11 protein-coding genes are annotated in these 13,101 nt (G+C 49.9%); 9 read left to right on the forward strand and 2 right to left on the reverse strand.

The features are described from left to right. Window positions 1-45 precede the first annotated feature (45 nt). Window positions 46-2,193 carry a DNA topoisomerase III gene (locus tag ACKTT9_RS04175; protein WP_407870583.1) on the reverse strand — a complete coding sequence of 716 codons (2,148 nt, stop codon included), beginning with the start codon at window positions 2,191-2,193 and terminating at the stop codon, window positions 46-48. A 181-nt stretch (window positions 2,194-2,374) separates the two neighbouring features. Here ACKTT9_RS04175 and ACKTT9_RS04180 point away from each other — a divergent pair, with 181 nt between their 5' ends. The 6 genes from ACKTT9_RS04180 (at window position 2,375) to ACKTT9_RS04205 (ending at window position 9,711) form a co-directional block, all read left to right on the forward strand. Next, window positions 2,375-3,976, forward strand: coding sequence for a diguanylate cyclase (locus tag ACKTT9_RS04180; RefSeq protein ID WP_407870584.1), 1,602 nt, complete (start codon window positions 2,375-2,377; stop codon window positions 3,974-3,976). Between the two features lie 609 nt (window positions 3,977-4,585). Continuing rightward, complete coding sequence (locus tag ACKTT9_RS04185; RefSeq protein WP_407870585.1) at window positions 4,586-5,617, forward strand: hypothetical protein; 1,032 nt, start codon at window positions 4,586-4,588, stop codon at window positions 5,615-5,617. Then, the gene (locus ACKTT9_RS04190) at window positions 5,607-6,260 is read left to right on the forward strand and encodes a DUF4129 domain-containing protein (protein WP_407870586.1); all 654 of its coding nucleotides are present in this window, start codon (window positions 5,607-5,609) and stop codon (window positions 6,258-6,260) included. The genes ACKTT9_RS04185 and ACKTT9_RS04190 overlap by 11 nt, the downstream gene beginning before the upstream one ends. Beyond that, entirely contained in the window at window positions 6,241-7,449 is a 1,209-nt protein-coding gene (locus ACKTT9_RS04195; RefSeq protein ID WP_407870587.1) for a DUF4350 domain-containing protein, read from the forward strand. Before ACKTT9_RS04190 ends, ACKTT9_RS04195 begins: the two co-directional genes overlap by 20 nt. 5 nt (window positions 7,450-7,454) lie before the next feature. Then, complete coding sequence (locus ACKTT9_RS04200; RefSeq protein WP_407870588.1) at window positions 7,455-8,375, forward strand: AAA family ATPase; 921 nt, start codon at window positions 7,455-7,457, stop codon at window positions 8,373-8,375. Next, window positions 8,326-9,711, forward strand: coding sequence for a DUF58 domain-containing protein (locus ACKTT9_RS04205; RefSeq protein ID WP_407870589.1), 1,386 nt, complete (start codon window positions 8,326-8,328; stop codon window positions 9,709-9,711). The genes ACKTT9_RS04200 and ACKTT9_RS04205 overlap by 50 nt, the downstream gene beginning before the upstream one ends. Here ACKTT9_RS04205 and ACKTT9_RS04210 read toward each other — a convergent pair. Further along, window positions 9,706-10,680, reverse strand: coding sequence for a stage II sporulation protein M (locus ACKTT9_RS04210; protein WP_407870590.1), 975 nt, complete (start codon window positions 10,678-10,680; stop codon window positions 9,706-9,708). The genes ACKTT9_RS04205 and ACKTT9_RS04210 overlap by 6 nt on opposite strands. A gap of 135 nt (window positions 10,681-10,815) precedes the next feature. On the opposite strand from ACKTT9_RS04210, the gene ACKTT9_RS04215 reads away from it, so the two are divergent. From ACKTT9_RS04215 to ACKTT9_RS04225, 3 genes are all read left to right on the forward strand, one after another. Then, the gene (locus ACKTT9_RS04215; RefSeq protein ID WP_407870591.1) at window positions 10,816-11,616 is read left to right on the forward strand and encodes an RDD family protein; all 801 of its coding nucleotides are present in this window, start codon (window positions 10,816-10,818) and stop codon (window positions 11,614-11,616) included. A 182-nt stretch (window positions 11,617-11,798) separates the two neighbouring features. Next, the gene (locus tag ACKTT9_RS04220) at window positions 11,799-12,488 is read left to right on the forward strand and encodes an oxidoreductase (RefSeq protein WP_407870592.1); all 690 of its coding nucleotides are present in this window, start codon (window positions 11,799-11,801) and stop codon (window positions 12,486-12,488) included. Between the two features lie 173 nt (window positions 12,489-12,661). After that, window positions 12,662-12,955: a Dabb family protein gene (locus tag ACKTT9_RS04225; RefSeq protein ID WP_127457671.1), complete on the forward strand. Its 294-nt coding sequence runs from the start codon at window positions 12,662-12,664 to the stop codon at window positions 12,953-12,955. Window positions 12,956-13,101 lie beyond the last annotated feature (146 nt).

Raw genomic sequence — 13,101 nt, forward strand, 5'->3', positions numbered from 1 at the left:
AGCAAGGACGAAAGTCTCTGCTTGGTTTTTTCATGCTTGTCTAGGCTATTCTTCCTTATTCTGCTGAAGTGCCGCAAGCAGCTTGTCAGCGAGCGAGTTCCCGACGCTCGTTTGATCGGAATATTTCTCGATAAGCTGACGATTGGCTTTGGCTGAGGCACGACGGCCGCCGCCGGAAGCTTCGTTATCAATCTTCTCGACCACGTTGCAGGGACGGCATTGGAAATACTTGCCGGATTTCCCTGTGTGGATCTCCATTTTTTTATGGCACTGCGGACAACGGTGGTTCGTCAGCTGGCCGTCCGCTTCCCGCTTGTAAGAGCATTCCCGGCTGGAGCAAACGAGATAACGCCCGCGTTTCCCCTTAACTTCCTGAAGGAATTCTCCGCAGTCCGGACATTTGCTGCCTGTTAAATTATGCGGTTTATACGCTGCGTCGCTTTTCTTAACCTCATTAACTAATTCCACAGCTTTGATCCGAATGCCGCTTAGAAATTGCTCCATGCTTCCTTTGCCCTTGGCAATACGCTCGAGCTCAAGCTCCCAGCGTGCTGTCAGCTCAGGAGAACGCAGCTCTTCCGAAGCGAGCTCAATGAGCTGTTTGCCCTTGCCCGTCGGAATGAGCTGGGAGCCTTGGCGCTCGATGGTATCGGACGACACGAGCTTCTCGATAATATCCGCGCGGGTTGCCGGCGTGCCGAGACCCCATTTTTCCATCTGCGACAGCAAAGAAGCTTCATTATATCGGCCAGGCGGTTTGGTGTGGCGGTTCAGCTGATGAGCCTGTTTAACCGTCACGGCGTCTTTCTCTTTGGCTTGCGGCAGCAGCTGAGACGCATCGTCATCCGTGTCGGACTCTTCCCGTTCAGGATCGGTGAAATCGTTTGCGCCGTAAACTTCTTTCCAACCGGCTTGTTTGACGACTTTCCCCGAGGCATACAGCTTCTCGCCGGCAATTTCGACGGTCAGTTTCGTTTCATCATAGCGGCAAGGGCCATAGAACAAGGCTATGAATCTGCGTACGATCAGATCATAGAGTCGGCGCTCATCTGCGCTTAGCGTTGCGAGTGAGATGGCTTCGCCTGTCGGTATGATCGCATGGTGATCGGATACCTTGCTGTCGTCAATGATGCGCTTTGTGATGGCTAGCGGCTTGCGCAGTAATGGAGCGGCAAGCGGTGCATAGGGACCAATCGCTGCGCCTTTGAGTCTGCCTGCTAACGTCGGAGCCATATCGGAAGTCAGATATCGTGAATCTGTCCGCGGATAGGTCACAATTTTGTATTGTTCATACAAACGTTGCAGCACGTTGGACGTCTGTTTCGCCGAAAAGCCGAATTTGCGGTTGGCATCTCGCTGAAGCTCCGTCAAATCGTAAGCAAGCGGATGAGGAATTTGCTTTTCGGTTTGTTGAATCTGCACGATGCGGCCATTTTGGCCTTGCAGCTTCGCCTTCAAAGCGTCCGCGCGCTCTTTATCGAAGATGCGCGAGTCGCCTGTTTTGGGGTCTCGCCACGCCGCGCGGAAAGAGCCCATATCGGCTTCGATCAACCAATAGTCGACAGACCGGAAATCCCGGATTTCCGTCTCGCGGTTGATCATCATGGCGAGCGTGGGCGTCTGCACACGCCCGGCGGACAAGGACGCGCCGAACTTGCTGGTCAGCGCGCGCGTCACATTCAGGCCGATCAGCCAATCGGCCTCGGAACGGCAGACGGCTGCTTGATACAGCCGGTTGTAGTCCGTGCCAGGCTTCAGCTGCGCGAAGCCTTCGCGAATCGCCTGATCCGTCTGCGACGAGATCCAAAGCCGTTTGAACGGCTTCTTCCAGCGGATCAGTTCCATAATCCAACGGGCGACGAGTTCCCCTTCGCGCCCGGCGTCGGTTGCGATCACCAGCTCGGCGAGATCGCCGCGTCGGCTTAACTGCTCGATGCCACGAAACTGGTGCGACGTTTCTTTCATGACCTTAAGCTTCATGCGCTCGGGGAGGATAGGCAGATCTTCCAGGTTCCAGGTTTTGTACTTGGGATCGTAATCGTCAGGCTCAGCAAGGGTTACCAGGTGGCCTAAGGCCCAGGTGACAACGTATTTGGGGCCTTCATAATGATGTTTTTGCTTCTGATTGCAGCCGAGAACGCGGGCAATTTCTTTGGCGACGCTCGGTTTTTCGGTGAGCACAAGAATTTTCATAGAATAATAACCTCATTTCGTATTACAAATTAGCATAAGCGATTGAAGTTTTCTTTTCAAACATGAACGGATATGGAGAAAAGCCCCTGGTGAAAAATGTCGAATTATCATATATTCTGCCTGTTTTTGTCTTGATTTCAAGGTATAATAGACTTATTGAACGAAAGGGGCTGAGACCAGAATGGGACGCAAATTTGCTTATTTCTCCAGTCAATCCTTGAAAATGAGGTTTCAAATGTGGATTGGCGTCGCTATTCTGGCTTTAGCTTTTTCCATTATTGTGCCATTTTATTGGATAGAAAAGAAGAACCGGATCGGCGAAGCGGAAAATCAGCTCAAACAGATGATTACGCTGCAAAGCTTATATATTGAAAAATGGAATCAGGAGAAACTGGATGCCGTCCAGCGGTTTGCCCTTTCGGATTACGCCAAATTTCATCAGTTGGAACCATTAAAACGGGAATTTCATAACTATACACGCCTTAATTCGGAATTTGATACTCTGAATTTCGTAGAGCCGAACGGGATTATCTACACGAGCAGCGACACAGCTATTTATGTAGGGGACAGGCCGTTTTTTAAAAATGCGCTTGAGAATAGGAGCTTTATATCGGGGGTCGACATCTCGCGAGAGACCGGTAAACCGATGATTACCTTTTCAGCCCCGGTGCTTGGTGATCTGAATGAATTTAAAGGCGTTGTGATGGGGGTTGTGACCCTGGACATGCTGAATAAGCTAATGAAGCAGCTGCGTTTTGGCGAAACAGGAGAGGTCTATGTTTTAGATAACAAAGGCCAAGTTGTGACGGCGTCAGGTCATTCAAGCATGAGTGAGGCCGACAACAATGTCTTCATGTCCTCCGAAATCATTCAAAGAGCGAAGAGCGGCACTACATCAAGCAAGGTCTATACCGGCTTTCATGGCGAAAAGGTCTTCGGTCAATACCAGTGGTCGACGGGGAAAAATTGGATTGTCGTCGGTGAAATCACGCAAAAAGAGGTTTTTCAGAAATTAAATCAGCTTAGTTTGACGATTATTATCATTTCCCTCATTGCTTTAATCCTTAGTGTCCTTGCAGCGCTCACGATAGCGTCCCGCATCGAGCGACCTATTCGCTATTTGCTCCGAGCCACCCAACACATTCGTAATGGAACTTACCATTATCAGATTGATGCAGACGAAATCAGAAACGCTCCAATTGAGCTCAAAACGCTCGTTAACACGTTTAATCTGATGTCGGACAAGCTGAATACGACCATTTCGCTGCTTGAGAAATCCGCGTTGGTCGATCAACTGACCGATATTCCTAATCGCCGATATGTCATGTCGGAAGGGAATGAGGAATTAAAGGCATGTATCGCAGCGGGATATACGTGCTCAGTTATGATGATGGATATCGACCATTTCAAAAAAGTGAACGATACCTACGGGCATTTGGTAGGCGACCGCGTTCTTCAACAGGTAGCTTCTTTGTTGAAACAGCTGGCAAGCAGCCAAATCATCGTAGCGCGTTATGGCGGCGAGGAATTTATTCTAGTGTGCCTGCGCCAAAATGCACAGGACAGTGAACTATTAGCCGAGCGCATTCGGCAATGCATTGCAGCGAAGCCGTACTCCGATGAGCAGGTGACGGTACAGTTAACGGCGAGTATTGGCGTAGCCGAGTTTTCACCAAAACTGGAGTTTGGCACGATGGTGCTTGAAGATATGATCTCAAGGGCAGATCATGCGCTATATCGCGCAAAATCGGCGGGACGAAACCGCGTGGAGCTAGATCGATGAGAAATCATGGATCTGGCTTTTTTGTTTTGGGGGGAGTGAGCAAAAGCAAAGACAGGTGGCGCTAGGCAGAGAGGGGCCAGGGATAGGGGAACTACAGGGCGCTATTGCGGCTGAAACAACCGATTTAGCTGAGGAAGGGAACTGTGGTCCGCTATTTCGTCACTATGACCGCAAATCAGGGGGATTCGGGTGAAATAAGGTCCTGTAGATCCTCTTCGCTATTTAAAAGGCTGCATTTCGTCGAAATAAGACCCCTGTAGTTCTCTAAAATGAAGCCGCTAAGCGGTTTGTCTCTAAGGAACTAGCCGGAGAACTGAAAAGAGAGATCGCATGTAAGTAACGCCGATAATTCCCGCTATTTCCCGCTATTGATGCACATATGACCAAGTAATTATGCGAGTAGTTGCGTGCAACGCCAACGAACGGAAACTAGTATGGCAACTACAGGATCAGGGGAAAGCGGTGCTTTATTCTTTTGTGTCCGTGGTCCCCGCGCAATCTTGGGCGAACTGCTTTTTCATACAATTTAGTGGTCAGAAACTTGCAGGATTAGTGTATAATAGTCAGGGAGTTAAAGAATTACCAACATTTGGGGGGTTATGGTTAACCATGCAAAATGCAAGCGCACGACCGATGGGAATTGGAAGATTGTTAGATCGCAGTTTCCAGTTGTATCGAAAACACTTCATTGTATTAACATTCATCATGCTAATTTTATACGGCCCTTTTTATCTGCTTCAGCACTTGCTGACTTTTCAAGAAACAGCGGCAACTTCTGGGTCCTTTATTGAACAAATTCGTAATGGCGGTTCGCTGCAGGATATGTTCGGACCGAACTCTGCGTTGCTGCAAAACGATCCTGCTTTACGTGACGAGGGGTACCTGTGGAAAATGCTCGTATTCGTGCTGGTGTTAGTCCCGATTATGTTTTTAGGTCTTATGCCAGCTTCAATCGCATCGGTTGTTCATCTGGTAAAGGCTAGTTTCGATGGGGAAGAGACGCCGCGGTTAGGGCAATTATTAAAAAAATCATTCACTCGTTTTTGGCCGATGGCAGGCAGTACGTTTTTATTTGGACTCATTATGTTTGGCTTTTATTTAGGAATAGCTCTTATTATGATTGTTTTTGCTGTCATTTTTGCCGTTGGCGGCAGCTTCTCAAGCTCGGTAGGCGGGTTTGGTGGCGGTGCGCTAGCGTTTACCATTGTGTTTTTTGCTATTCTTGGGCTGGGTGCGCTGTTCACGTTTGCTTATTTTATGATTCGCTGGAGTTACTACTTACCTTATGTAGCTTTGGGAGAAGAATCGATTGGCATTGGCCGAAGCTGGAGCTTATCACGTAAAAGTTTTTGGCGTTTATTTGGCATGTACATCGTGCTCAGTATTATTTTGTACTTGTTTCTAGCCGTTGTTCAGCTCGTTATTGCCGCTATTTTCGGGTTGGGGCTAGGGGCGCAGCTGCTGCAAAGTTTGATTTCCATTCTGGTTATGTCACTGTGGTTCCTGCCGTATGTGGTCAGTTTCTTTGACCAACGGGTACGGAATGAGGGTTTGGGCTTAGAGTCTATGATCGATAGTACAATCTCAGGCGCTTCGACCCATTATCTGCCTATTGATTTGGATAAAAAGAATGAGTTATAGGTTCGTAATTTCTTTGCAGGAAGACAAAGAACAATTGCTGCAAATCCTGAAACAGGATGAATACACAGCCTATGAAGCCAAAAAGAATGGTTCGCTGTTGACATGGCTGGAACCCGTTCTTCAGAAAATACGGAGCTGGCTGCCTCATTTTGAGGTATCTGCAGCGGTGTCAGACTGGTTGACTGTAGTAGTAGCTATTCTGTTGCTGGGGATTACAGCTTTTGCGATTTACTGGTTCCTGAAACAAATTATGTGGCAAAAGCGGGTTCGCTCGGAAACGTTTTTGCCGCAAGGTGAAGTAAGCCGGTCGTACCGCTATTACTGGCAGCAAGCATCGGAGCTTAAGGGAGTAGGCGATTGGAGAGAGGGAGTGCGCTCCGTCTTTCTGTCGTTTCTGTTTTATATGGAAGATGCGCGTCTGATTCGTGTGGAAAAATGGAAAACAAACTGGGAATATGCGGAGGAGCTAAGAGGCACAGCCTCATCGTTGGTTCCTTTGTTCCAGGAGAGCTCGCTGCTTTTTGAACGAGTTTGGTACGGAAAAGAAGCCGTAACTGAGCAGCAGTTCTCATGGTTGTATGAACAGGTAGCTAGGGTTATCGCCCGGAAGGGGGTAACCGTGGATGACGAAAGGGCTGAATAAGCTCCATGTGGGACTAGCTGTCAGCATCTTGCTGTTTTTTGCACTGGGGTACTGGCTCGCGAAGCCGAAGCTGCCGGATTTACCTCCTTATCTATCCTTTTCTGCAGATGTAGATGGTACCAAAGCTTGGAAAGAACTGCTTACCAGTAAGCAATCTGCGGTTAAGGAGTGGAGGCTGGATTGGAAGCATTTGCCTGGGGGAACCTCCATGCTCCTAGTCGTTATACAGCCGTCCGCCGTGACGAAATCGGATCGGGAGCATCTGTTAAAGTGGGTGCAGGCGGGGAATGATGCGATTATTTTTGATCGCGAGCCTCAAGGCTGGGCGTCTTGGGGGACGGTTCGTGTGGACGGTGGGGCGCAGGAGACACGGGGGAAGCTGGGTGAGCAAGAGGAGCAAGTGAAACAAGTGCAACAAGTGCAACAAGCGAAACAAGTGAAGGATGCCTCAACGATTCGTGTTTCGGCGGATTATATGTCAGCGGAAGGGACGCTGACAGGCAAAGTCGAAACCTCTTTTCGGCTCCAGCCTGGGGGCAGCGGGCTGGCGCTGTTTGAAGATGAGCGCGGCGTGCTCGCCAGTCGCGTGCAGGAAGGGGCGGGCAGCATCACGATGGTGCTGACCCCGACGTGGTTGCAGAATGGGACGATTGATGAAGCGTCCCATTTCGAATTAATCTGGCCGCTGTTCGCGAAGTCCTGGGACGCCGTGTGGGTCGATGAGACCCATCACGGCTACGGGACGAAGCCCGGACTGCTGGCCGTGTATCCCGCGTGGCTCGTGCTGGCAAGCGCGCAGCTTGGTCTTGCGCTGCTGCTGTGGCTCTGGCTGCGCGGCAAGCGCTTCGGCCCCGTCCACACGCCTCGGGCGTGGACGGTCCGTCGCGGCGACGAAGGCGTGCACGCCGTCGCCGCTTGGTACGAGCGCCTCGGCTACAGGCGCGAGGCGCTGGCGCAGCAGCAGCTGTTCCTGCGGCAGCTGCTGTATCAGCGCTGGGGGCTCAGCCCCAGCGCTAGCGCTTTGCAGGCCGCGGAAGCTGCGCGCGGCCGGATGCCTGAGGCGCAGGCGGCGCAGCTTGTGCGCCTGCTGGCGGAGCCGCCGGCAGAGAGCGGCGGCGTTAGCACCACAGCGTTCGTGCAGCGAACGCGGGAGATGGGCGAAATGATCGCCTACTTGGAGAAGGAGTGAGCGTAATGAATGAACTGATACAAGCTTTGGAGCAGCGCGTGTTCGGTCAAAAGCTGAACACCAGACTGTTTGCAACCGCCCTGTTAGCAGGAGGGCATGTCCTCCTGGAGGGCGTGCCGGGTCTCGGAAAAACGAAGATGGCGCGCACCCTCGCGGAATTAACCGGCGGGGAATACCGCCGTATTCAATTTACGCCGGACTTGATGCCTGCAGATATTACAGGCAGTGTGATCTACCAAATGCAGGACCATTCGTTTACAACGATTCAAGGTCCTATTTTCACGAATGTGTTATTGGCTGATGAAATTAACCGTTCTGGGCCGAAAACACAGGCAGCGCTGCTCGAAGCCATGGAGGAGCGGCAGGTCACGATTCAAGGTAATACGTACAAGCTGCCTAATCCTTTTTTTGTCGTAGCGACCCAAAATCCCGTCGAATATGAAGGCACATACCCGCTGCCGGAAGCACAGCTCGACCGATTCATGTTTAAGCTGGTGCTTGATTACCCGGGTGAAGAAGCGGAGATTGCCATTCTTCGGGGACATGTGCCTTTTCACCAGCAGCAAGAGGAGCCGCTTCAAGCGTTAATGACCCCAGAGCGGATCGTTGAACTGCAACGGAAATTGACCGATGTCGTGGTGGAGGACTCTTTATACGCTTATATCACAACGCTTATTCGCAAAACCCGCGAGTCCAAGAAGATTCAACTGGGCGCTAGTCCCCGAGCGGGAATCGCTGTGCTGATGGCGAGCAAAGCCTGGGCTCTTATGGATGGCCGGACCTATGTCACGCCGGATGATATCAAGCTTGTCGCGCGGCCTGCGCTGCGGCACAGACTGCTGCTGACACCGCAAGCGGAACTGGAGGGCGGAACGAGTGACCAAATCATTCAAGAAACGCTCGGCTCTATTCCGGTTCCTAGATAAAACCTTCTTCCACGACTTCATTTTGCCCACACGAAGACTCATTGTTCTGGTGCTTATTGGCGCAGCCGGGATGCTGATCGCAGCTCCTTTTGATGCGGTTCTGCCTGTTTTTTGGAGCTTCAATGCGCTATTACTGGTACTAAGTGCAATCGACCTTCTTTTGCTTCCCAAACGCAGCAGTTGGAAAATACGGCGAACACTCCCTGAACAAGCGGATGTGAGGAGCACTTTTGAGGTGAGTCTAGAGCTAGAGAGTTTGGGTTTGGAGCAATCTTCTGTCGTGCACGTTGAGCTAATGGATCATATGCCCTACACCTTTCAACTGGAAAGCAGCCAATTAAGCGGCTCCATTTCGTGGAAATCAACTGCTTCTTTTGGTTATACGGTGATGGCCACTGAAAGAGGCCGGTATGTTTTTGAAAACGTAGTTCTGCGCTATTTCGGAGGCATGGTGCTTTGGAAGAAGCAGGTGTTACTGAGCTCCCAAAACATCATCGAGATTTACCCGGATTTGTCACAGGTGCGGGGTGTGCTTAACGCCGTTCAGGACGTTTTAATTTTGGAGGGCCATCGTGTCTTCAAAAAGCAGCGCAGCGGCTCCGAATTCCACTATATTCGGGATTATGTGCAGGGGGACGACGTCCGGCTTATCAATTGGAAAGCGTCGGCGCGTACGACGAAGCTCATGACGAACCTTTTTCAACCGGAAAAAGGGAAGATTGTCACCATCGTGCTGGACTGCGGCAGGCAAATGGCGATTGAGCTGGAAGGGCAAGTGAAACTGGATCGGACCTTGGAAGCTGCGTTGACTTTAGCTGCAGTAGCGCTTAAGCAAGGAGATCAAGTAGCGTTAATCGCTTACTCCAACAAGGTTAAAGTATATGTGCCGGCAGGAAAAGGACTGCCTCATCTGCAAGCCTTAACGAAGGCGGTGTATGATTTAAGCACGGATTTTGTGGAATCCAGCACGCAGATCGCCTTCACACACATCCTGCGTTTTCTGAAAAAACGCTCGCTTGTCGTCCTATTTTCCGATATGGAGAGCTATCTATATAATCAAGAAATGCTGCCGTATGTGCAGCGGCTCCGCAGAAGCCATCAGGCGCTGCTCTTATCGCTCCAGGATCCACTGATTCATCAATGGGCGCGTGTTCGGGCTGAGGATAGCCGGCAAGCTTATAAGATGAGTATGGCCCATAAGTTTACGACGGACCGCTACGCCTATGTAAACGAAATGGCCGGCAGAGGCATTCCCGTGATGGATGTCCCCGCCGACCAACTGACGCTTAGCGCCGTTAATGCTTATTTGGATTTGAAAGCTAATGATCGTTTATAGCGTTAATAATTGCCTGCTGCTTGTGCGTTTGCGGATGCCATAAACGAAATACAATGCGAGGAGCAGCAAAGTAACGCCAGCGATGATGTATTTTATTTCAAGTGGCAGCGTGGAAGGGGTAATGTAACCTTCGATGAGCCCTGCGATAATGAACAGCGGAATCGTGCCGATCAGGAGCTGGGCGGATTCCTTGGCCGACTCCAGAAACCGCAGCTTGCGCGGATAAGGCCCCGGCACGAAAAAGCGATAGCCCATATATAAACCGGCACCACCCGCTATGAAAATAGCGGTAAGTTCAATAATACCGTGCGGCAAAATGTACGCCCAGAATACATAACTTTTTCCGGATTGCATGTAAATGGCAGCTAAGGCGCCAACGAGAAGGCCATTGCTAATCATCAGGTAGACAGTTCCGATGCCAAGCGTGATGCCGCTGATGAAGGCGAGGACGGCGACTCGGATATTGTTTGTCATGATTGCCGTTGAGATTAGCGGCGAATGCAGGTCCCCTCGGGGATCTGCTGTTTTGGATGGATCGATGTTATCGGCCATGCCACCTGGCATAATGAAGGCTAGATTCAGCGGATCATGCCAAACCGAGAGGAAGCCGAGCAAACCTCCAAGCAGAAACAGAACGAAAGCAAAACCGACGAACAGGCTTCTTACTTGGATCAGCGAAGGGAAATAATGGAGGAAAAACTCCTTCATTTGGGCGCTGCTTGTAAGGCTGTCTTTGTACATTGTATTGTGCGCTTGTGAGACAAGATGATTTAGATAAACGGTTGTTTCATCTGCGGGCGAGTGGGTTTGGAGTGTGGCTAAATGCGCCGAAGCTGTTTTGTAAAGCTCCGTAAACCTGTTCACTTGACTGGCCTGCAGGCTGCGTTTTCTCTTACCAAGATGAAGCAGCAATTGCTCTAGCTCCGTCCATTGGGATTTGTGTTCTCGGATAAATCGCGAGATGTCCATAAAAGCCTCCTAAGCGTTCAACTAGCTCTAGCGAAACCTATCCGGGTTGTAGGCTGAGGTTTGCTGTAATCTGTTCATTTTATCATAGGAAAGTCATAAATTACCATAATTATGCAACAACGTTAAGGAGATGTTATGGAAGAGCCTTTGGATAGAGAAGTAACGGTCGTCACCCCTGAGCAGGTGCAATTGCAATTTCAAACTGCCGGAATTGGCAGCAGGGCGGCAGCGCATCTGTTGGATAGCCTTATTTTAATATTTGTAAATGTCTTGTTGTTCGTGTTCGTTATTTTGGTGAGCAGGTTATATTCGGGCAGTTGGCTGCCTGACCTTGCGGATTATCTTTTGGCAATTACTATCGTTTTATGGATTGTATTAAACCTGGGTTATTTCGTATGTTTGGAAGCTTTTATGGGTGGTCAAACGTTAGGAAAACGCTGGTTAGGCTTACGTGTCATCCAAAATAACGGCCAATCGGCAACGCTTTTATCCATTATCATTCGCAACTTGTTTCGTTTGCTGGATGTGATGCCTTTATTCTATTTTGTAGGAATGCTTAGCATTTTTTTAAGCTCGAAGGATAAGCGGATCGGTGATATGGTTGCTGGCACCCTTGTTGTGGTTGAAGCGAGATTTGAACGGATAAAACGGCGAAAACAACTTGAAAAAGCGATCGCTCGCAAGAACTATCCGGAGATTGCCATGGGGCAAATCGAGGAGGCTTCAAGGCAGGGGATTACGGCCAAGGATTGGCAGCTGTTGCAGGCTTGGATCGAAAGAGTGCCTACCATGTCTGACGCGAGGTTAGCCGAGCTGGCTGCGCCTATTGCGCACTATTTTGCGGAAAAATTAGAGCAGGATTCGGCGATTGCTGATGATGCGTCTGCGTTCTTGGTTAAGCTGTATGAGACTCTGCGTGAGGATTGGGAAGTTTGAGACAGGTAGCATGGACATGGGCACGGGCGCGGGTGTGAGGGTGAACGTGAAGTATTGACTTATAGCGCCAACCACCTTTGAGTATGAAAGTTAGGTATTAAGATGAGGTTGGATTTAAACTTGGGAGTAGGCATGAATGGGGATCGTTGATTGGTCACGATACAAGTTGAAGGAGGAGCAGTATGGGAGTGACGGCCATAGTAGCGGGAGGTACAGGATTAGTAGGACGGGAATTGATTCGGCTGCTGCAGGAGGACCCTAGGTGCGATAAAATTATTGCGCTTGTTCGCAGGGACATCCAGGTCCGTCATCTTCAGGGAAGTGAAAAGCTCGTTCAAGTGAAAACAGATTACAGTCAATTAGAAGCGGATCTGGGGCCATCTGTTCTGGCTGCTATGGCAGGTGCTCATGTATTTTGTACATTGGGGACAACCATTAAAAAAGCCGGCTCTCAAGAGCAATTTCGCAAAGTAGATTTCGAATTCCCTATGAAACTGGGTGAAATTTCCGGTGCAGGGAAGGCAGATGTCTTTGCTATCGTGACTGCGATGGGAGCGAACCGTGCTTCTTCTATCTTTTATAATCGGGTAAAAGGTGATGTTGAGCAAGGGCTGCGGGGGTTGAATCTTCGCTCCCTGTATATGCTTCGTCCTTCTCTGATTCTAGGGGATCGGGATAAAGTCCGAGTGGGTGAGCAGTTGGGGAGCCTGGTTTCAAGGGCGATTGCTCCGCTTATGATTGGCGGACTTCGGACTTATCGCCCTATTCAAGCGAGTAAAATTGCTGCTGGGTTAATAGCTTGTGCCCAAAAAGGCGAGGCAGGCGCTCATGTGGTATTGTCCGATCGAATCGCCGAGTTGGCCGGCAGGTAGAGGACTGTTTTCCTAACGTGTGCGAATCCTGATTGTGCGCCGGTGCATGGCAATGTTCAAACCCGAAATGAGATTCCGCTGAGGATATCGACGAGCCGATCCCTTCCTGATATGATGAAAGACGTTACATATTAACGTGCCAAAATTGTTTTGGAGAAAGTAGGTTTTGTATCATGATCGATCATATTGTACTTGTAAAATTCGGAGAAACAACTACGCAGGAGCAGCTTCAAGAAGTTGTCGACCGCTTCAAAGCGCTTCGTTCTCATCTGACGGGGATTGTCGATATTCAAGCAGGCATTAACTTCTCTGAGAAAAATAAAGGATACCAAGTGGTTTTGTCGGTTCGTTTCGAGGATCGTGCTGCGCTTGAAGCCTATGGTCCAAATCCGGAGCACCAAGCGGTTGCGGCATACATTCGCGAGGTTGGCCGTGAGGATAGTTTGATTGTTGATATTGAGATCTAAGAGGGCGATGTCCTTCGATGGGCAATGGGGCAGCTTGCTGGTCTGTTAACTGGAAATAGTACCATTAAAACAGACGGTATACCTACTATCGTGTTTGAAGTGGCTAATTAACGGCATAAATTCCTGTTATGCAGCCTGACAGCGAG

This window comes from Paenibacillus sp. P36, from assembly GCF_045866505.1.
Lineage (GTDB): Bacteria > Bacillota > Bacilli > Paenibacillales > NBRC-103111 > Paenibacillus_E > Paenibacillus_E chondroitinus.

Excerpts from the sequence above, each read along its gene's own strand:
- ACKTT9_RS04175 (WP_407870583.1), bottom strand. The coding sequence starts at position 2,193 with ATGAAAATTCTTGTGCTCACCGAAAAACCGAGCGTCGCCAAAGAAATT.
- ACKTT9_RS04180 (WP_407870584.1), top strand. The coding sequence starts at position 2,375 with ATGGGACGCAAATTTGCTTATTTCTCCAGTCAATCCTTGAAAATGAGG.
- ACKTT9_RS04185 (WP_407870585.1), top strand. The coding sequence starts at position 4,586 with ATGCAAAATGCAAGCGCACGACCGATGGGAATTGGAAGATTGTTAGAT.
- ACKTT9_RS04190 (WP_407870586.1), top strand. The coding sequence starts at position 5,607 with ATGAGTTATAGGTTCGTAATTTCTTTGCAGGAAGACAAAGAACAATTG.
- ACKTT9_RS04195 (WP_407870587.1), top strand. The coding sequence starts at position 6,241 with ATGACGAAAGGGCTGAATAAGCTCCATGTGGGACTAGCTGTCAGCATC.
- ACKTT9_RS04200 (WP_407870588.1), top strand. The coding sequence starts at position 7,455 with ATGAATGAACTGATACAAGCTTTGGAGCAGCGCGTGTTCGGTCAAAAG.
- ACKTT9_RS04210 (WP_407870590.1), bottom strand. The coding sequence starts at position 10,680 with ATGGACATCTCGCGATTTATCCGAGAACACAAATCCCAATGGACGGAG.
- ACKTT9_RS04215 (WP_407870591.1), top strand. The coding sequence starts at position 10,816 with ATGGAAGAGCCTTTGGATAGAGAAGTAACGGTCGTCACCCCTGAGCAG.
- ACKTT9_RS04220 (WP_407870592.1), top strand. The coding sequence starts at position 11,799 with ATGGGAGTGACGGCCATAGTAGCGGGAGGTACAGGATTAGTAGGACGG.
- ACKTT9_RS04225 (WP_127457671.1), top strand. The coding sequence starts at position 12,662 with ATGATCGATCATATTGTACTTGTAAAATTCGGAGAAACAACTACGCAG.